Annotated in this window: 14 protein-coding genes; 6 read left to right on the top strand and 8 right to left on the bottom strand. The window is 56.8% G+C overall.

Annotated elements, in window-relative coordinates; all coding sequences use genetic code 11:
- The first annotated feature begins 154 nt into the window (after nt 1-154).
- The 3 genes from GV827_RS24055 (at nt 155) to GV827_RS20805 (ending at nt 4,412) form a co-directional block, all read left to right on the top strand.
- Complete coding sequence (locus tag GV827_RS24055; protein ID WP_204326018.1) at nt 155-1,483, top strand: adenylate/guanylate cyclase domain-containing protein; 1,329 nt, start codon at nt 155-157, stop codon at nt 1,481-1,483.
- Nucleotides 1,484-2,314: 831 nt separating this feature from the next.
- A complete protein-coding gene (locus GV827_RS20810) occupies nt 2,315-3,121 on the top strand; it encodes an isocitrate lyase/PEP mutase family protein (RefSeq protein WP_164355788.1) in 807 nt (268 codons plus the stop codon).
- A gap of 115 nt (nt 3,122-3,236) precedes the next feature.
- Complete coding sequence (locus tag GV827_RS20805) at nt 3,237-4,412, top strand: acyl-CoA dehydrogenase family protein (RefSeq protein ID WP_164355786.1); 1,176 nt, start codon at nt 3,237-3,239, stop codon at nt 4,410-4,412.
- A 575-nt stretch (nt 4,413-4,987) separates the two neighbouring features.
- Here the strand turns inward: GV827_RS20805 and GV827_RS20800 are convergent.
- Nucleotides 4,988-5,788 carry a glutathione S-transferase family protein gene (locus GV827_RS20800; RefSeq protein WP_164355784.1) on the bottom strand — a complete coding sequence of 267 codons (801 nt, stop codon included), beginning with the start codon at nt 5,786-5,788 and terminating at the stop codon, nt 4,988-4,990.
- A 4-nt stretch (nt 5,789-5,792) separates the two neighbouring features.
- The gene (locus GV827_RS20795) at nt 5,793-6,236 is read right to left on the bottom strand and encodes a cupin domain-containing protein (protein WP_164355782.1); all 444 of its coding nucleotides are present in this window, start codon (nt 6,234-6,236) and stop codon (nt 5,793-5,795) included.
- A gap of 112 nt (nt 6,237-6,348) precedes the next feature.
- On the opposite strand from GV827_RS20795, the gene GV827_RS20790 reads away from it, so the two are divergent.
- Complete coding sequence (locus GV827_RS20790) at nt 6,349-7,281, top strand: LysR family transcriptional regulator (protein ID WP_164355780.1); 933 nt, start codon at nt 6,349-6,351, stop codon at nt 7,279-7,281.
- A 354-nt stretch (nt 7,282-7,635) separates the two neighbouring features.
- Here GV827_RS20790 and GV827_RS20785 read toward each other — a convergent pair whose 3' ends face one another.
- A complete protein-coding gene (locus GV827_RS20785) occupies nt 7,636-9,408 on the bottom strand; it encodes an adenylate/guanylate cyclase domain-containing protein (protein WP_164355778.1) in 1,773 nt (590 codons plus the stop codon).
- A 332-nt stretch (nt 9,409-9,740) separates the two neighbouring features.
- Here GV827_RS20785 and GV827_RS20780 point away from each other — a divergent pair, with 332 nt between their 5' ends.
- Nucleotides 9,741-10,550 (top strand): GNAT family N-acetyltransferase, encoded by an 810-nt coding sequence (locus GV827_RS20780; protein ID WP_204326017.1) that lies wholly within the window; start codon nt 9,741-9,743, stop codon nt 10,548-10,550.
- 670 nt (nt 10,551-11,220) lie between these two features.
- Here the strand turns inward: GV827_RS20780 and GV827_RS20775 are convergent.
- The 4 genes from GV827_RS20775 to GV827_RS20760 form a co-directional block, all read right to left on the bottom strand.
- Nucleotides 11,221-11,964 (bottom strand): methyltransferase domain-containing protein, encoded by a 744-nt coding sequence (locus GV827_RS20775; protein WP_204326016.1) that lies wholly within the window; start codon nt 11,962-11,964, stop codon nt 11,221-11,223.
- A 180-nt stretch (nt 11,965-12,144) separates the two neighbouring features.
- Nucleotides 12,145-12,363, bottom strand: a complete 219-nt coding sequence (locus GV827_RS23745) for a GDCCVxC domain-containing (seleno)protein (protein ID WP_164355774.1) — start codon at nt 12,361-12,363, stop codon at nt 12,145-12,147.
- Nucleotides 12,364-12,399: 36 nt separating this feature from the next.
- Nucleotides 12,400-12,861: a hypothetical protein gene (locus GV827_RS20765; RefSeq protein ID WP_164355773.1), complete on the bottom strand. Its 462-nt coding sequence runs from the start codon at nt 12,859-12,861 to the stop codon at nt 12,400-12,402.
- 266 nt (nt 12,862-13,127) lie between these two features.
- Complete coding sequence (locus GV827_RS20760; RefSeq protein WP_235930563.1) at nt 13,128-14,846, bottom strand: adenylate/guanylate cyclase domain-containing protein; 1,719 nt, start codon at nt 14,844-14,846, stop codon at nt 13,128-13,130.
- Between the two features lie 217 nt (nt 14,847-15,063).
- Between GV827_RS20760 and GV827_RS20755 the strand changes: the two genes are divergently transcribed.
- Nucleotides 15,064-18,345: an adenylate/guanylate cyclase domain-containing protein gene (locus GV827_RS20755; protein ID WP_164355771.1), complete on the top strand. Its 3,282-nt coding sequence runs from the start codon at nt 15,064-15,066 to the stop codon at nt 18,343-18,345.
- A 387-nt stretch (nt 18,346-18,732) separates the two neighbouring features.
- Here GV827_RS20755 and GV827_RS20750 read toward each other — a convergent pair whose 3' ends face one another.
- The gene (locus GV827_RS20750) at nt 18,733-20,196 is read right to left on the bottom strand and encodes a sulfatase-like hydrolase/transferase (RefSeq protein ID WP_164355770.1); all 1,464 of its coding nucleotides are present in this window, start codon (nt 20,194-20,196) and stop codon (nt 18,733-18,735) included.
- Nucleotides 20,197-20,474 lie beyond the last annotated feature (278 nt).

The following is a 20,474-nucleotide window of genomic DNA, read 5'->3' as shown; positions in this document are numbered from 1 at the left end:
ACAGGCCCTAATAGTCTAAGTGAAAAATGGGCTCCGAGCAGCCGTTCGCAAATTTATGCTGAACGTCCGAGTCGCGGATCAAGCGGTCTTTGAACGTCTCGCCAAACGGCGTCGATAAATCTATCGTAACCCGAAAACACTCAGGAACATATTTGTGAGACCAGATACCCAGTACACTTTAAGCGGAGATATCAGCATCGCTTACCAGGTTTTCGGGGATGGCGAGGAGGATCTCGTCTTCGTTCCAGGGTGGATCTCTAACATCGATCTTTTCTGGGATGAGCCGGTCGTTGCGCGTTTCCTCACTGAGCTCTCCAGCTTTTGTCGTGTCATACTTTTCGACAAGCGCGGAACGGGTTTGTCGGACCGGGGAGATGGCGCTGCGACGCTTGAGGAACGTATGGATGACGTACGAGCTGTCATGGACGCCGTGGGTTCAGAGAGCGCCACCATTTTCGGGTATTCTGAGGGGGGGCCGATGAGCGTGTTGTTCGCCGCCACCTATCCTGAACGTACCCGTGCGCTCGTGCTGGCGGGAAGTTACGCAAGCCGTCGAGCACATGACGACTACTCAGAAGGGCTCTCAGAGGGTGATATTACCCTTCTGGTCGAGAAAGTAGGTTCTTCATGGGGCACTTCGCTAGACATAGAACAGCGAATTCCGAGCCTTTCGGACAACCCGAGGTTCCGGAATTGGTGGGCCCGGTTTCTGAGAGGCGGGGCCTCTCCATCGGCGGCCCTGGCGCTTCTGCGAATGAACCTCGAGATTGATGTGAGGCCAATTCTCACTTCAGTGCAGGCTCCGAGCCTAATCTTGCACGCTAGGCGCGATCAGATCGTCAGCTGTTCGAGCGGGCGATATCTGGCCGAGAATATTCCAAACGCAAAGATGGTCGAGATGGATGCTGACGATCATGTTCCCTTTACCGAAACCTCCGGACGGGTTTTGGCAGAGATCCGGCAGTTTCTAACTGGACAAGCAAGAAGCCAGATCGAGGAACGCGTTCTCGGAACGATCATGTTCACGGACATAGTAGGTTCGACCAAGATCGCCAATGAAATTGGCGACAGAGCCTGGAATGACACTCTCGCGGCCCATCATGATGAGGTTAGAAATCAACTTGAGATATTTGGTGGTCGCGAGATCAAGACCACTGGCGACGGATTTCTGGCGATGTTTGATGGTCCGGCGCGAGCGATCCACTGCGGACACTCGATCCAGTCCGCTATGGAGGTGATCGGCCTGAAGGTCCGCATTGGTCTGCACACAGGGGAGTGTACCATCTCGGGTCAGGACGTATCAGGAATAGCCGTTCACATAGCAGCACGCATCGGGGGGATGGCCGACGCAGGCCAAGTTTTCGTTTCGCAAACAGTGCGCGATTTGGTGGCCGGGTCCGGCATTTTGTTCGACAATCTAGGCGCTCATGAATTGCGGGGTATTGAAGGGCAGTGGTCGATTTGTTCGGCGCGATTTAAGTAGGTCTGCAATGGGCTGATTGTGTTGAAAAACTCTGTTTTCTCCAAAAAACGGTGAAAAACTTCGCCATAGAGCGCCAGTTGGAAATCTTGGCGAGGGGGGGGGTCGGCCAAATCAGGGCTTTGGCGATGTGTGCAGCTCTAAATGCCCTCTCCGTTCGAACAGTGCCAGCTTTTCCGATGCAAAGGGTTTTGGCGGAAAAGCGAGAGTGCGGATTTTTCGAGTTTTTCAACACAATCGGCTCTGTGCCGTCGTTTCGGGCCCTGCAGTCTAACGACCGCTTCAATCCATCAAATGTCCGAGCATCGGATCACGCCCCTGAAGGCGTTGAACTTTCTGTGTTTCGGGAATGCCCGCTTTCGGTTTGCAGTCCAAGCTTACCCCGCTGCATCGCCGCAAGTCCGCTTCGAGCCCATACGGACCAATGCTACAGTTTGCGCAGACGACCGTATTGGGCTGGTTCAGGACCTTCGCCCTAGTCGTGCTGGAATGTCGGAAGCGGACATTGACTAAAGTTGGAAACGCGTGTTTTTTCTGGGTTCCCGCAAGACGGCTTCTAGCTCTCAGCGGAGTCTGGCTCTGACGTTACGATGTCTGCGTATCACTTTCGTTTGGTGTAGGGTCATGAATCCTTACGTTGCACGGCGACCCTACAATGGCAGAGCGTCTCAAGAACAACCGGTTCCAATGCGGCGCAGACGACAAGAAACGGAGTTGGTCGAGGACGACTTTGTTCGGTGAGACTCGGACACGAAGTACAGATTGACAGCAAATCCAGCTTGTATCGATGGCAGGCGATGCGACACTGGCGAAAATTCTTAGGAGAGTTATGTCATGCGTCGTGATAGATTGACCGAGCAGTTTCGCGGGATGCATATCCCGAGCCAACCGATAGTGATGCCAAACCCTTGGGATATCGGGTCCGCGAAGATCATGGCTCGGCTAGGCGCGCAAGCGCTTGGGACGACCTCGGCCGGGCACGGGTTCACCCTCGGGCTTACCGATGGCGGTCAGATTTCACGTGAACTGGCCCTGCAGCATGCCGCCGACATCTGTGCCGCTGTGGACGTGCCTGTGAATGGTGATTTTGAGAACGGGTTTGGCGACGATCCGGAAACGGTGGCCGAAACTGTCTGGCTCGCGGCAGAGGCCGGGCTTGCAGGCCTTTCGATTGAGGACATCAACGTCCGGACGACGGAGGCTTATCCGTTCGATCTAGCGCTGGCCCGGATCAAGTCGGCCATTGCTGCGGCCCGTGCGGCCAAGATCGTACTGACGGCTCGGGCCGATGGCTGGATCTACAAAAGCTATGATCAGGCCGAAGCACTGCGCCGCTGCCGGGCGTTTGCAGAGGCAGGTGCCGACGTGATCTATGCGCCACTGGTCAATCCCGAAACCATTCGCGGGCTGGTCGCGACAGGAACACCGGTCAACCTTCTTGCCGCCGGCGCGGTGCGAGACCTGACGGTGGAGCAGATGGGGGCGCTGGGGATTGCTCGTATTTCAATTGGTGGGGGGCTGGCTCGGGTCACGCAGCGGGTAGTTATCGACGGGACTCGAGCGATGCTGGAGCAGGGCGATTTCACGATCTTGAACGGTGCTGCGAGCGGGGCTGACGTCGACGCGCTGCTGACCAGCTAAAACGCTTGTCAAATTTAGTGGTGTCACGCACGCTGAATCATTTGGAATCATTATCGAAAGTCGTTCGGCATGCTCCTTGAGCAAATATCCGAAACGCCTGCAAAAGGAGCGCGCCATGACCCTGATTAATCGAAACACGACCCGGCCCCCCCGTTCCATGCCCGTCGGGGAAATTCGGGAGGCGCTTCGACAGCTCGAAGACACCGTGGCAGAGCAGCGCGCCGACTTCGACGCCGCCGGGCAACTGCCGGATGAACTATTCGACAGTCTTGCCGATCTTGGCCTTTTTCGCCTTTTTTTGCCCACCGCACTCGGCGGACACGAGCTTTCTGCGCTCGATTTCATGGACGTCGTCGAGGACGCCGCCGCCCTCGATGGCACCATCGGCTGGCTGGTGGGTAATGGCGGGGGCATGGGGCGCGTCGGCGGATTCCTGTCCGAGACCTCTGCCCGCGAGATATTCGACGACCCTAAGGCCTTCATCGTGGCTGGCACGGGCGGCCTTGGGAAGGTTGTCGCCACGGATGGCGGCGTCCGGGTGAACGGCCGATGGGCCTTCGGTAGTGGGTCACCCCATGGAACGTGGTTCTCGCCTGTCTGCGAAGTCTACGAAGACGGCGTAGCATCGGGCCGCAAGGTATTGGTATACGCGCCGCGAAAAGACGTCTTCCTGCACGACAACTGGCAGGTCTCGGGCCTCTGCGCCACCGGCAGCGTCGATTTTGAGTTCCGCGATGTCTTCGTCCCGGATCGCTTTGTGCATGACTTCCAACCAAAGCCCAGCCATCCCGGCAAGCTCTACCGGCTGCCGACCTTGTCGATCTTTCCCTGGACCGTCGCGACCGTGCCGCTGGGCCTTGCCCGCGGGGCACGCAACGAGTTCCTGCGCATCGCGAGCCAGAGAAAACGGCGCGGCGACAGTCTCGCGCTGGCTGAGCGCGAGTTGGTCCAGTCCGAGCTTGGCCGGATCGACGCTCGGCTCGCAGCCGCTCGGGTATATCTGCGCCAAGTGATGACGGACCTGCTGGAGGGCGTTGAAGCGGGTGCGGATCTCTCACCCCTGCGCGTGCGGTTCCGCATGGGCTGCACCTTCGCCAGCGAGAGCGCGCTCTGGTCTCTCGACCGAATTACGGAGATCGCGGGGGCGGTATCGATCCTCCAGAGATTCCCACTGGAGCGCTACGAGCGCGATGCCCGCGCGGCCGCCAAGCACCTTGCGATGAGTTCAGTTGCTTACATCAACGGCGGGAAGCTGGCGCTGGGACAGGAACTCCCGCTGTCAGGTTATTGACCCGAAGTGTCGGATGCGCGTGTAGGAATTGCGCGTTCGGCTTTGCCGGATAACCGGCGCAGCGTACAACTGGTTTGGATTTCGGCCAATTTGGAGGAGTTCAATGGCCGCTTAAGGGAAACCGTGCTGCGCCGCAGCGATTGATACAGGAATTCAATCATCACGCGGAGGTATTTTTGGCCGCGTGTGCATCAGGCAGAAAAGTCCGCGACCCGGTCATAGAAACCTCGAAACTCGCTGCGGTCGCGACAAACGTCGGCTTTCATGGCTGCGATGCAGCGCGCAACCGAGGCAGTCAGTTTGCTGCATGAGCGAAGGGCGCGATTTTATTCAGGCGGCTTTGGGCTCGAAGCGGTCTTGCGGCGATGCAGAGGGTCAAGTTTGAACCACGTCCCGAAAGCCGCCGTTCCCGAAATGCAGATGTTTCAACGATTTCAGCGGCGTGGCCCGATGCCCGGACATTCGCCGGTTGGAAGCGGTTGTTAGACGAACGGTGATGGAACGACGGCACCGAGCCCAACTTGCCCAATGCTGCGCGGCGCATGAATGTCCGGTTCTGATTTTTGGCGCGATGGTCAGGCGACGAGGCCGAGCTCTTTGTCGGTGGCTGTTGCCGCATATTTTTCCCTTGGAGGCATGGGTCTGGATTGCCATGGCGGCTCGAAGGCGAAGCTTGAAACGCTGCGCCCGTCTGGCAAAGCACCATTTCCTGCCCCGAGCGCGTAGTCGTAGTAGAGTTTGACGATCTCTTCCTCGGTCACCTGCTTCGTTGCGGGATGCGCCATGCATGCGTCACGCCACGCACGAACGCGGTCATAGTCCTTGCCCTCAGGAAGTTTGAAGCCTTCATAGTAGTCAAGAAACCAAAACCGCTTGAACATGGGGGTGAAGACGGCCTCCGCCAGACCGAAGTCCTCGAACAGGAAGGGACCAGCCGGGTTCTGATGACCAAGAAAATCATTGATGTCCCGATACAGCCCCAACATCTTGTCCAGATGCGCGTCCCGCTGCGCAGGGTCCTGGTTCATGACAAAGAGATAACCTGCCATCGTGAACGAGCCTTCGCGGGCAATCAGCATCGACTCAATGGCGTGTTCGACCGGGTCGCTCCGACGCAACTGCACCCCCGGTAGCGCCTCGTCGAGATAGCGCAGGATTACGAGGCTTTCCTTCAAAATGCGACCATCACTGGTTTCCAGCACCGGCAAGGCGGTGGTGCCTCGGGTCTTGGCCAGTAATTCCGGGTCGCGCGGCTTGGTGATGTCAACAACACGAAATTCTACGGCATCCGTCAGTCCTCGCAGAGCCAGCAGGATTTCGAGGCGTTGTGAAAAAGGGCAAACGGGGATGTGATAAACGGTATGTTTTTGGCTCATGTGATCAGTCCAGCGGGGGTCCTGTGAAGGCCATGTTGTGCCGCGTGGCACTTTCCTCGATGGCTGGCATGTCCTCGGGGATCCGGAATTGACCGGCAGCCATGTCGGCAAAGAATCCCTCGAACCCGCCGGGGGTCAGGATCACGAGATGGCGGCAAGGACCGTCGTTGGTTACCTTGAAGGTATGTTCTTTGCCGCGCGGGATGAAGACGCTTTCGCCGGCGCCTGCGGTAAACTCCTCGCCTTCCAGCCAGAACTTGCAGGTCCCTGTCAGGATTACGAAAGTCTCGTCTTCGTTCTGATGCACATGGCGCGGGGGGCCGCTGCCTGCAGGAGACCAACTGTCCACAATGGACATAGAGCCGCCTGTCTGTTCCGGGCTCAGGATGGTCTTATATTGGACGCCGAGCCATTCGATGGCTCCGTCGATTTGGTCTAGGTCTTTCATCGTTTCTTTCCCGTGGTATTGGATTGAAACGAAAGCGCTTTCGTTGACAGATGGTTACAACACAATCAACCTATCAGGCAAAACGTATTATCTGATATAGGGTATCGGCCAAGTGAATTTCGCCACACTCGATCTCAATCTTTTGCGCGTGCTTGACGCTCTCTTTTGCGAGGGCTCTACGGTAAAGGCGGCCGACCGGCTGGCCATGTCGCAGTCCGCTGTCTCCGGCGCACTATCGCGTCTTCGCAATGCCTTGAACGATCAACTTTTTGTTCGGCAGGGTAACCGGTTGGTCGCAACGGATTATGCAGCCGCAATTGAAATCGGTTTGCGCGAGGAACTCGAACGTTTGGAGGCCTTGCTAGCCCCGCGGGCTACCTTTGCTCCGCAAACCGCCGAAGGTACTTTCCGAATTGCCGCCAGCGATTTTTTCGCGGAACTCCTGATGCCGCCTTTGGGTGATCTCCTACAAAAGTCAGCGCCCAATATTCGCGCACAGCTCGTTGATTTGGTTCCGCACGATTATGTGGCTAGCCTTGAACATCGCAACGCGGACATTGCGCTGATCCCCGACTTGGTACTGCCGGAATGGGTCAATCGAGAACCGCTTTTCCATTCGCCATTCCACGTTATCGCACGCAAAGGCAATCCAGGCATCGAGGGGCTTAAGGATGGGACGCGGATGCCAATGGATATTTTCTGTGCGCTTCACCACGTTCTGTTCTCTCCTGAAGGAAATCTTGCAGCGATGGGTGATGCTGCGCTGACACGCGTTGGCAAACGTCGACAGGTTGCGATGACTGTTCCTGTGTTCAGCGGCGTTTGCCGTGCCGTGAGTGAAAGCGACCTCATCGCGCTTGTGCCCGCGCAACTTGCGTCCAAAGTGGCTGACACATTCGGGATACGCGTGTTTGAGCCCCCGATGGAGATTGATCCGGCGTTGATTATTTGTATCTGGCACAAGCGCTCCGACAACTCCCCAATGGCGGCTTGGATGCGGAGCCAAGTCTTTGATTTAATGAAGGCGTTGGATGTGGAAGATTAGCCAAATGTGTTCTGGAGGGATGCCATCGGCCAGACCCGAATTGATGTTTCAAAAATCAGGAGGGAACTGGCTTCATCCGTCCATGCGGCCATTCGCGCAGGTGCAGCGAATGAACGCTTCGTCCCGCATCTGGGACGTCGGAGGCATCAGTGCCGAACGGCAGCTGCCTGCAGGAGCGGTCGTTCAGACACCAAAGCGGACGTCGCCGCGCGGTCCCGTCGCGTCGAATGGCTTCTCAGCGCAGCTTTGCGGACATCTGACAGAACCGCTCAGATGTCTCAGAAGAGCCCAACGCCGACCTTGCATCTAGTTGAAACTGCGCATTCGCGGAAGTGACTGGCGCAGAACGCGCAGTTAGCCGCGCGGCAGACCCAATTCGATAATTCGCTCGTTTGCGCCACTGCGGTCTCCGATCTCAAAAAGGGCCGCAGATTTTGGAAACGGAAAGATTGTGCGGTACGTCGCAAGCGTCATATCGGGCCGCATCTTCAAAGCAGACTGAATACATTGCCGTGCGGCATCTGCATTCCCGTCCGCTAACTCTGCGAAGGCAGCAAGCAGATGCGTGTACCATGCTGTGCCCGGAAGCCGTGATGCGGCTCGTGCGGAGGCCATGAACTCTGGATCGTTGTGATCGAGGCGATCAATCAACAAGCCGACTGACACGATGTTCTGAAACGCATGTGCCGTGGGGTCCTTAGGGCTAAGATGCAACGCAGTCCGGCCGGCTTCTGCCATCCTCATCCCGTCAGGTTCTTTCTTGAACATTTCGGCGAGACCTAACGCATGATGACAAAACGCGCTGTTGGGGTTTAGTGCAGTTGCTAGATTGACGGCATCTGTGGCCTCCTCGGACTGTCCAGACATGGCGAGTAAAACACCATGCGCAGCTTGTGCGATCTCCAGACGGTCATCGATCTCAAGCGCCTCGCGCGCCCATACCAGACCTTCGCGTATCGGCCCGGTAGGGTCCTTCAATCCGGCGCCAACACGAATGTTCATGAGTCGCGCGAGCAAGGCTCGCGGAAGGGCAAAGTGCGGGTCGGCTTCGGCTGAGCGTTTCAAAAGAGCTTCGGCTTCATCCATCGCCTGAACGGTATACTCAGCAAGCCGCGACCAGCCGCGCTGACACAGTTCCCAAGAAGTTAGGCTTTCAGTTGGACGCGTCCGTGCGAGACGCCGTTCATGCGCGCCCAGCTCAGGCTCTACGGCGGTCACGATGGCTTGGGTCATCTCATCTTGCAGCGCAAATAGATCATCCAGCGTCCGGTCCCAACGGTCAGCCCAAACATGCGCCCCTGTGCTCGCTTCGATGAGCTGCGCCGTCACCCGGAGCCGGTTGCCGGCCCGCCGCACTGAACCTTCCACGACGTACCGCGCGCCTAGTTCCTCACCAACCCGGCGGATGTCCGTCGCTTTGCCCTTAAAGGCAAAAGTCGAGTTGCGGGCGATCACCATAAGCGAGCGGAACCTGCTGAGTTCGGTAGTCACGTCCTCGACGATTCCGTCAGCAAGAAACTCCTGATCGGCATCGGAGGACATGTTCTCAAACGGTAGAACGGCGATCGAAGGCCGCTCCGTTGGTTTCGTTCTGGCGCGAGGTTTGTTGGCTCCGGCGACCTCTACGCGCCAGACCTCGACCGGGTTTGGCAGGTTCTTGACAGCTTGCGGACCGAGCGCGGTCATCTGCGCGTCCACCAGCCCATTTGCCTGATCGTATACGCTTCGCGATATGCACAGCCCACCCACAGGTGCCAGACTTTCAAGCCGGGCCGCAACGTTCACCGCATCACCCAACACGTCGTCACCGTCGATCACGACGTCGCCTAGATTGATGCCCACCCGGAACCGCAGGCGCTGGTCTTCCGGGGCTGGGGCTTCCCTAACCTGCATATCGCGCAGCACCTGCAAAGCCGCGCGGACCGCTTTCACTGGGGAAGGGAACTCTACGAGCAACCCATCCCCCATAGTTTTGATGATCCTGCCGCCCATTCCTGCGATGGCCGGGTCAATCACCTGACTGCGGGCTGAACGGAGCCGTTCAATTACCCCTTCCTCATCCAAAGCCATGAGACGTGAATAGCCAGCCAAATCTGCTGCGAGGATGGTCGTAAGTTTGCGGTCCATGACCATAGAAGTAACGCAGTCCGGGGATGCAAACCAGAGAACACTTATTCGTAGTTTGCTGCGGAGCGGCGGACGGCTGTTTCGTCCGCGACCCGGTCGTTGCCCCGTTATTGGCGAACGTCCGGAGACGGTCGAAGCTGCCATTCGACCGTGTCCCTGCGGATTTGTCGGCTCTGATGGCTGCTTACCGCCGTCTGGCGGTCATCCGATTATTTAATTCAGATGTCTTGGAAGAGCCCGAAGCTGTCGTATCCCCACCGAGTTTGCCAGACACGTCGGAAGGCATTATTCTCTATTTCGCTTAGTACATTAGCATTTTCGAAAGGGTTGGCATGCATCTGGAGACTGAGCGGCTAGCTCTTAGACCCGTGACTTTGGCGGACAGCGCAGAGATCGCCGAAACCATCTTCTCCGATCCTAAAGTTGTCGGAATGCTGGCTCACAATACCAAGGCTGCAGACGACGCTCTTCTTGAGGCCGAACGCTGGACATCGATTATGGGTATCGATGGTGACGGAGGCATCTGGGAAAACGGCGGCATGGGGTTGTTCGCTGTCTTCCCCAAAACAGCAGAGGACAGGCTTGCCGGTGTTGCAGGCTTCTACATGGAAAAGAATGAGCGCGATCTTTGGACCGGGGAATATTTCTATGCACTTGGTTCTGATTGGCACGGACGAGGACTGATGAGCGAAGCCGCCGACCTTTTCGGCGAAAAGCTTGGGGAGATGGAAGACCTTGGCGTGATTTACGCTGGCTATTGGGACCTGATTAACGAGGCATCCGGTCGGCTCTTGATGAGAACGGGGCTCAGGCCAAAAGGGAGAAAGCCTATCACGGAAGAATACGACCCCGAACGTTGCCTTCGGATGTTTGACTATGACCTGTGGCGCCTACAAGAGGCCGACTCTTCTCGTCAAAAAGACGATATTTTGCTGCAAGCGGCGCGACGGGCGGGCGCCTTCGTGGCAGAAGATGTGCTGGAGAAGGATAACGCCTTGAGGTCCTTGGAGGACAGCTACGGCTCATCTTTGACAAAGGATGCGCTGACGATGTTAGAAAAGGCAATCGCTCAACCGGGTATGGCATACTTCGAAATCAGAGGTCCCCACGAGGCCGGTACGCCGGTCAATCGACTGCGATAGAAAGTCAAGGACGCTTAAAAGGATGCCGCGTTACCTGCATGATCGATGGGCGCACGCGTTCGGTTGGCCAGTGAGGCAATGACGGCTTGGTCCCGCTAAGCGGTCGCGCTCGCGCGCCTTGTTTAACGTCCGCTTTGACCGCCAAAAGCCAGCACTTGTGTTCCAAACACTATCGCCGAAAGAGTGTTCAAACCCAGTGTTTCAGGTTACTGTGTTGAACACAGTGTTTGCCAATCCAGCGCAGCCTAAGCGCATCGCACAGTTTATCGCACACCTCAATTTCGCCGCAAATACCCATTTAAAATCAACGCTTTAAAATAAACACAAGTCTTGAAAATCCTCGTGTCGGTGGTTCGATTCCGCCCCCGGGCACCACCTTAGCCATAAAAATAAGGCACCTCAGCATCGCACAGTTTTTACTTCCTGCGTTGCACAGTCATCGCACAGTTTTTCGTGCGTTGCTGGGTGGGTTTGCGGGCTGAAAGACTGTGATGAACACAGTGTTTGGAATCGCGGTGTTAGACACACTGTTCGCAACACACTGTTTGCCCACAGTAACTGCGAAACAGTTCTCGACCACAGTGTTTTCCAACGCGGTTTAGGGTAACGCATTGGGTTGGTGCCAACTGAAGTGGACCAGTGAAAACGGACCCGTTCCAAAGTTCCTGCTCTAAGCCGGATTTCTACCTGTCACGATGAACTGGGGTGACACCAGCATGTACGAGCCAGAAGCTAGGGCCTGCTCAACCTGTTCCACAACGTTGTTGATTTTCGTCCCGTCAAGCAGTCCGCTCTTGTGAGCATATTTTCCCATATTGCGGACCATTCCCAAAAGACGACCGTTCATATCTGCGTTCGCAATGATCGACACCTGAATGTCTTCAAAACCTGCATCTACGAATGTGCGGTAGAGCTTCCTGCCCATATCTGAGTTGCGGCAGGCGTGTGATGCGGCTTTCACGAATGCACGCCAAGTATCATGCTCAACCGGTTCAGCGACCATCATGTACCAATCGCCGTCAATAGCATGTGCCAGGCCACCTGGTCGAAGTACTCTGCGAAACTCGCGTAGCGTCTGTACTGGATCGTCGACGTACATGATCGTGTTGCGTGCAGTGACAAGATCCAGCAACCCGTCAGCAAGCGGGAGTGCAACACCATCGCTTTGATGAGTACTTAGTCGCTCGGAAACGCCAGCTTCAGCTGCATTCTGTTCGGCAAATGCGAGGAACTCCGAGTTGATGTCGATGGCATGAACATGCCCGTCTTTTCCTACCCGGTTAGCAAGCTCCACGGCGATTTTGCCAGGGCCGCAGCCAAAGTCTGCAACTTTTTGTCCGACCGAAACCCCGGCCGGTTCGTAGAGTGCTTCGGTCGCGTCGTCCCAGCGGAACCCACCCTTGTAGGCTGACATCCGTTCTGGATCGATGTCGCGCCAGTGTGCCTTGTAGAATGGTTCGCTTACCAATTCTCAGTCCTTCTATGCCGCATGCCATCTTAAATAGCACACTTGGAAGGCCAACGTCTGCAATGTGTCCGCTACAGCAACTGCAACACATTTCTTCTCCACAGTATTTTGGATCACGCACATTGATCAGCCGCAACACGACCCACCTTCTTGGATCGGCGGACAAGGCACGGTTCCGTAGGAGCAATAGACACAGCAATCGCCTGGTAGAGGCTTGATCACGGCCCCGCATGATGTGCATTCGTAGAACCACTGACAGGCATCTGTCGGCATGGTCTCGACTGCCTTGTTGCCACACTCAGGGCAGGTGATTTCGCTCTCAAGGATGATGTTCAGATCATTCATCGTGTCATGTCAGAGTTTTTGAAGATCGATGCGCGCTCATTCGGGTTCAGGGCCCACAGTCAATATCTTGCCGTTGCTCCAAACCAGCGCTTCATAGCACACCTCTGCGCCAGCGCCGCCACACCAACCTCCGTCACGTCCAATAAGAAGGATACGGTCGGGACCCCAATCAATGAGCCGCCAACCAGTTGCCTGCCACGCCATCGTCTCACCGTTCACAATGAGATTAAGCATGCAACCACCTGTGCCGCAGTAGAGCGACGCAGCGGACGAGCATGCGTACTGGCTCTCGTCCACCAGCTCTGCGTTTACCGCTCCAAACTGAGAGCGCAGTTCAATCTCAGTTATGGCGTCGCCTTGATCGAACTCACCGTTCTCGAAGGCTTGGCAGTCCGCAGCTGCGCGGTCGATGAGTTGTTGCGCTTCGGGTGACAACGCCGTTGCTGAGCCAGCGCTCACAGTAAGCGCGACCAAAGCAGCCAAAATCTTTTGGACCATCTGTCAATTCCTCCCGTTCAATCGGCTACACGATGTCCAGCGAGAGCCAAAAAAAGAACCGTAACACGCTCTTTGCCCACAGTAACTGCAACACAGTTCTTCCCCACAGTGTTTTCGAACACAGTCGAAGACAGCGCGTTGCGCGACAACGTTGGGGAACGGCAGCAATGCCACGATGGGCGGTCATCTGATGGTTTTAGTCAGATGTCTCAGAGGAGCCCGGAGCCGACATTTACAAAAAACCAGCCGAACAGCGCCTTGAAAAGTCAGGAATCCAAATCTGCGAACGCCTCTTCTATTGCGGACCACACTTTGGTGCCCCGTCCGTAGGTCGCTTCGAAGTGCTCTGAGTGCAGCAGAAACTCCTCAACTGAAAATTTTGGGTTCCATTCCAGCATCCGCCGCGCCTGCTCCCTTGCCTCTTCCAGACGTCCGAGACTGTGCAATGCGACGATGATGTTGACCCGCGCCACGGTGATATTCGGATTAATCCGGAAAGCCTCCATCGCGGCCTCTAGTTGTTCCTCGTCTCGGCCAAGTTGACGGAGGCAATGCACCCGGGAGATCAGATCACGGTGTCGTAGTGGATCTCTCGGGCTTAAGCGAATGGTCTCTTCGATCCGTTCCAAAGTTTCCTCCGGCTCGCGGCCGTGCAAACCGTTCAGCATATTGAGCGAGGACTTCGCCCAGTAGAAGCTAGGGCAACTGTCGGCTGCATCCCGCACCATCGCTATACCGCCCTCCACGTCTTGACAGAAAAAGGAGAGCGTGTAGCCAGCAAATGCCCATACTTCCGGGTCCGTCGGCGCTGCCTCGAGTGCTCTACGAGCAAATACCAGACCCTCGGCGCGAACGCGTTCGTAGTTTGTCTCGCCCTGCCACGCGAATTGCAGAGTGCTGCACCATGACCGAACCGCCAGTGCCTTTCCGTAGTTAGGCGACGCATCGATAGCACGTTCCAAATTCGCAATAGCTTCGGCGTTTTTTGCCCGGTGTAACGCGGCTAAGCCGTGAAGCAGATGGTCATAGGCCGTCAGGCTGTCAGGGCGTTTGGCGCGGGCACGTTCAATCTCTGCAGTCTGGATCTCAGGGGCAATAGCGCGGATCACGCTTGCCGTAACTTTGTCCTGGAGATCAAAGACATCTTCCAGCGCACCATCAATGCGCTCGGCCCATAGGTGTTTTCCACTAGCTGCATCGATAAGCTGTCCAGTTACGCGCAAGCGATTTCCGGCGCGACGGACGGAGCCCTCGAGAACATAGGCGACACCGAGGTCTCGCCCCACTTTGCGTACGTCAACCGCTGTGCCTTTGTAGACAAATGTCGAATTGCGCGCGATGACGAACAACCAAGGCATCGAGGCCAAGCCAGTAATGATGTCTTCAGTCAACCCGTCAGCAAAAAACTCCTGCTCGGGATCAGAAGACATATTGTCGAATGGTAATACGGCGACCGAGGGCTTGTCCGGAAGGGTTGGCGCTGGCACAGCAGAAACAGCGGCCTCAGTCTCAAGAGCATAGACGCGAAGAGGCTTTCGTAGCCCTTTAAGCAACACTTCGCCCCTGTCCGCGAAGGGAAAATCTATCTTGCCTTCGACATCTTCGAAGGCGCGAGCTGATATCAGTACACCACCTGGCTCAGCAGCCGCCTCTAACCGAGCGGCTGTGTTTACGCCCTCGCCCAGAATGTCCTCGCCCGCCACCATCACGTCGCCGACATGGACACCGATACGGAACTGCAGGCGTCCACCTTCGGCTGCGTCTCGATTTCGCTCTGCCAACGCGGCCTGCATTGCGGCGGCAGCGGAAACCGCAGAAACAACCGAGCCAAATTCCGCCAGCAGCCCGTCGCCCATCGTCTTAACAACGCGCCCTGCATGTAGGCCAGTGGTACGCTCTAGCGTTTCCATACAACCCGAAAGGGCCGCCAACGCGCCCCGCTCATCTGCGGCGGCGTGAGCGGAAAACCCGACTGCATCGGCCATAAGGATCGCAGAGAGGCGGCGGTCACTCATTTCTTTTTCCAGGTCAGTCATTTGCACTTCTTTTGCACAGGTTGAAGCCGATGGTTCCCGCGATCAAGCGTGGAATTATCTGAAGAGCACTGCGCAACAGGCAAACTCTTTTCGCTCGTAGCGTGGGAACTCTGGAAGAAACGTTCGGTAACTGCCATGATCAGACCAGAGTTTATGGGAGAGGGCTTTGTCCGATATCGCCAATTGGCTCAGAAAACTCGGACTGGCAGATTATGTCGAGCAGTTTGAGCGCGAAGCTATTGATGTCGAGACCGTCGGGGACTTGGCGGAAGAGGACCTGCGCGAGCTCGGCTTGCCGATGGGGCCTCGCAAAAAGCTGCTTCGAGCGATAGCGGCGCTGAACGACAAAACTGACCCCCTTCCGCCCTCGGAAGAGCCCGCCGAGGAGCGGCGGCAGGTGGCCGTGCTCTTCTCTGACATCTGTGGCTTTACCCGTCTCTCTGCAGAGATCGGAGCCGAGGAAACGCACAAGTTACTTGCGGCCTATTTCGCGCGTGCCGACGCCATTATTGCCAGTTTCGGTGGCACGGTCGACAAGCATATCGGCGACAGCGTGATGGCGATCTTCGGTGCTCCGGTGGCTCATGGCAACGATCCGGAACGCGCCGTCCGCGCGGCGGCCGCGATCCAGGAAATAATGCCGGACGTGTCGACCGAAGTGGGGCGAGAGGTTCAGGTCCATATCGGAGTGGCCAGCGGACAAGTCGTGGCCAGCGGTGCGGGTGGCGATGGTCGATATACGGTAACGGGGTCCTCGGTTAACCTCGCCTCCCGTCTTACTGACAGGGCGGGGCCCGACGAAATACTCCTCTCGGATTCAGTTCACGATGCGCTTGGCGGGATCGCGGCAGCAAAGGACATCGGGTCGCTTGAACTGAAGGGCATAGTCGAGCCCGTTCGTGCGTGGCAGTTCACAGGGCTTATAGAGGCGGGCAGCAGCGGCATCGACCGTCCTTTTGTCGGGCGCGAGGCAGAATTGGAACAGTTAAGCGCTGCCCTCGACAGCTGCGGAGGCCGCCGCGCCGGCCAGGTCATTCTACTGCGCGGCGAAGCAGGTATCGGCAAGACGCGATTAACGGAAGAGGTCGAGCGCATCGCGGAAAGGTGCGGATATGCATCGCATCGCGTTCTGATCCTCGATTTCGGCGCGGGCAAAGGCCAGGACGCGCCGCGCGCCTTGGTACGTAGTCTACTGGACATTCCCTCGCCCTCGCAGAAAGCAGAGCGCGTCAGTGCCGCCGAAAGGGCGCTTGCGGATGGATGGGTTTCGCCAGATCAGTCGCTTTTTTTGAATGATCTTCTTGATCTGCCGCAGGCGGCAGAGCAGTTGGCTTTGTATGACGCGATGGAAAATTCCCGCCGCAACCAAGGTAAGGCAGAAACACTGGCCGCGCTGGTCCGGGCCTCTAGCGAAGCGGCGCCGCGTCTTTTGCTGATTGAAGATATGCATTGGGCTGAAGCGCTGGTAGTCGATCAGTTAGCCGAGCTGGTTCGAGCGATCGCCGACAGGCCCGTTCTGGTAGTGATGACGTCGCGGATCGAGGGCGACAAGATTGATGCCGCGTGGCGCGCGGCAATTTCGCCCACGCCCATGGCCACTTTGGACCTAAGGCCTCTGCTTCCGGGGGATTCCCTCAAGCTTGCTTCGGAGTTCTTCGATGTTGCCTCCCAGTTCGCGAGAAGCTGCGTGGAACGCGCCGATGGCAACCCGTTGTTCCTCGAACAGCTCTTGCGCGGAGCCGAAGCCGCAACAGACAACACGGTACCCGGTTCTGTACAAAGTATCGTTCAGGCACGCCTTGATGCGCTGGACGCCATTGACAAGAAATCACTGCAGGCGGCCTCGGCTCTGGGCCAAAGGTTCGATCTGGAGGCGCTGCGCCATCTGATCGGCGATAATAGCTATACCTGCTCCAATCTGATCGAAAGGCACCTTGTCCGGCCACAGGGTGAAATGTTCCTGTTTGCGCACGCTCTTGTGCGCGAAGGGGTTTACGGATCCCTCTTGACCGAACGGCGCCGGGAACTGCATCGGCGGGCCGCTGATTGGTATCGCGAGCGCGATCTCGTGCTTGCGGCGGAACACCTTGATCGCGCAGACGATGAAGAAGCAGCCGGAGTTTATCTGGCCGCGGCTGAGGCACAAAGCCAGACACTGAATTTCAACGTAGCCGCGCGCTTGGCGGCTAGGGGGCTAGAGCTCGCTGAGAACGACGAGATCGCAGTGAAGCTCGCCTGTGGTTTGGCCGAAGCACAGCTTTCGATCGGCGAAACTCTTAGCGCAATTGAAAGTTATCGAGCGGCCTTACAACGCCAGATAAACGACGGCCTCAGGCGCTCGGCTTTGATTGGTCTGGCAGGTGCCCTTCGCATCGCCGATCGGCGCGAAGAGGCGCTGGAGGTGCTTGACCGGGCAGATGAAATCGAAATCCAAGGCAACGATATCGGTAGCCGTGTTCAAGTCCATTATTTGCGGGGAAGCGCTTGCTTCACGCTGGGTCGGCTGGACGAATGCATGTCGGAACATCAACGCGCGCTGGAACTCGCCCGGCTAAATGGGCTTATCCAAGGAGAGGCGCAAGCGCTGAGTGGACTCGGGGATGCCCTTTATCTCAGCGGCCGCATGAGAACTGCCTCAGAAAGGTTCAAGGCCTGCGTGACACTGGCACAGGATCATGGTCTTGCCCGGATTGAAGTCGCAAATCTCTACATGGTCGGCTGGACGCTCATGCACCTCAACGACGACGATAGCGCCATGTCCATGGGGTCGGCGGCAGAAACCATGGGCACGCGCCTAAACCACATGCGTGCTGCGATCAGCGGCTGCAACGTGCAAGCCCACATTCTGCGCCGCCGAAGCGAGCACGGGATGTCCCTTGAGAGGCTGGAAAAGTCGTTGGCTTGGGCTCGACAGATCGCAGCCGTCAATTTCGAGAGCGACTCGCTCTATGACATGGCTTTGAACCATTTGGCTCTCGGAGATCGGGAAAAGGCAAACCGTTTGGCAATGGAAGCGCTTGGATTGGTTCGGGACGTTGGATTAGCATTCCTGGGCCCTACAGTTCTTGCGGTGGTTGCTCTGTCGACCGATGATGCTGACGAACGGCGGAGCTTGCTGGATGAAGCTGAGGCTGTTCTCGACAGCGGGCAGTGTGTTTCACACAACCAGCTATATTTCCCGGAAGAGGTGATCCCCGATGAACTGGCCCGCGGCGCATGGGACGCGGCTGAGCGCCACGCACTGAGGCTGGCAAGATACACGGCGGCCGAGCCTCTTCCACGCGCCTCTCAAATCATCGAAGCAACAAAAGAGTTGGTGGCCTGGGGACGGGGACATCGCACTCCGGAAGGAGCAAGGCGTTTGCAGGATATCGCCGCAGATGCACGAGCTACTAATCTTAACGCATTCGCGGAAGCTGTGAGTTCCTTGGGGATCCCGAAGACCTAAGACGCTTGGCGCATTGTTCTGGACCCACTTCCTAGTTTCGAAATTTGATCTCAAAGGCATCATAATCGTTGTCTGCTTTGTCCGCAGGCAATCATCGTGTCCGCGTGCCGCAAATGGCTGCTCTGAGCCGATTGTGTTGCGAAACTCGATGTAGCGAAAGTCGCCCCGAAATTTTGGAACAACGTCCCTCCGAATTAGCCTTCAGGAAACTACGTTCGAAAAAGCGGGCTTTGGCGGGAAGATACTCTGAAAATTTGGCCACCTCGGTCCGCACGCCGAGTTTTTCAACACAATCAGCGCATTGTGGCCGATGCTGCGCGGTTCCCCAACGACCGCTTTGCCGTGAGATCGCGTTCGACGGACCGAGGCGTTTGACAACCTGGTCGGTTATTCACGAACGTATTGTGAGGCTGCGTTCTGATCGACCACATAGTCCCAGGCCGTCCCGTTTCTTTTCATCGCGTCATTCACGACTTTCTTCAGTGCAAGTCGTTCCCAGACGTCTGAGTTGATCTTTTCCAGGTCGAAATACCCACCGGTGATCACCGCGTTCAACTGAGCTTCTATCTCGCGGCAATCGGGTTCGCCTGCGCGGTTGTCCCACTCATTCGGGTCTTCAGCGAGGTTGAAGAGTTGCGGGTCGGTGCCGTGGCAGTAGATGTATTTCCAATCGCCCAAGCGCACCATGAAGGACGGGCGCATGATGCCTTCGCCGTGATATTCCGAGATGACTGGTACCACCTCCAACTCGTCTCCTTTGACTGCCGAAAGAAGCGAGCGGCCCTCAAGGGGGCGAACCGGCACTTGTCCCGCCAGTTCAATCAAGGTGGCAGGTACATCAAGCAAGGAAACGGGTGTGTCAATTCGGCAGGGCGCGGCATTGGGCAAGTCAATAAACAGCGGAATGCGGGCCGACCATTCATAAAGTCCCCGTTTCTGGATCATGCCTTTCTCGCCCAGCATTTCTCCGTGGTCGGACGTGACAATGACGACCGTGTTGTCGCGCAGACCGCTATCTTCCAAAACCTCCAGAAGTTCGCCGATCTTGTCGTCCACGTAATGTGCCAGAGCGGCAAAACCACGCCGCATGGCGATCAGGTTCTTGGGGGCCCGTATCTCGTCGCCCCGTGCATGCAAGCCGTGCCAGCGGCGTATGGCATGGTCATACGCTGAATAATTTGCATCCATGTCTTCGGGATACTCGGGCAACGGGATGTCTGCATCCTTGTACATCTCCCAATATGTCTTGGGGACTTTGTAAGGGGGGTGCGGATTTGTAAAAGACACCGTCAACATCCATGGCTGCTCTGGTGCATGACGCAGATACTCCAGGGATTTGAAATGGGTTTCCTCGTCGTACTGAAGCTCTTTCGACCAGCCGGGTCCGATGTTTTCAGCCAGATATTGCGGCGTGAAATCGAAAGCTTGGAAATTCGGATCGTCTTCGGGGGGCAGTGGATAGGACCAGATGAAACCCGAGGGGTAAACATCGGTGTTCAGACGGCGCTGAAACCCATGCAATTGATCGGCCCCGATGAAGTGCATCTTGCCTGCCAGCACAGTGTCGTACCCGGCATTCGTCAGGTAATGCGCAAATGTCGGGATAAAGCTGTGGTAGGGGTCCCCATTGTCATAGCACCCGGTCGTCGAGGTATAGAGCCCCGTCATGAGACAGGACCGCGCGGGCACGCAGATCGGGCTGGGGGTGTATGCATTGGTGAAATTCGCCGAGCGCGCAGCAAGCGCTGTCATATTCTTGGTTTTGGCCCCAAAACCGCCGCATGCCTCCAGCATAAAAGGGGTCATCTGGTCGGCCATGACCAAGAGGATATTCGGCTGTTTTATTGGCATGTTACAGGTGCTTTCCGAGAAAGGTCTCTTGGAAGTTTCAATGCAATCAACCTGCGCGCAACGAAATTGTCCAGAAGCATGCAGTAAGTATTCGCTGGTCCGAAAATTACAAATCTAACAAAGCAGCCATTTCAATCGCTGGGTTGGATGGCAGCAAAGTCTAAGGTTTGTGGCTGCTGTCAGCGTGAGCTGCAGCGGCGATAAATCTGACAAGGAGGAAAGCGCGGGCGGCTTTCGGTGCTATGGGGATTGTGGCTCAGTGCCTTGGTTTTTCAATA

The organism is Sulfitobacter sediminilitoris, assembly GCF_010667575.1.
In the GTDB taxonomy this organism is placed as follows: domain Bacteria; phylum Pseudomonadota; class Alphaproteobacteria; order Rhodobacterales; family Rhodobacteraceae; genus Sulfitobacter; species Sulfitobacter sediminilitoris.
Note: the sequence above shows the minus strand (reverse complement) of the source record. Positions and strands in the feature narration are given on the sequence as shown.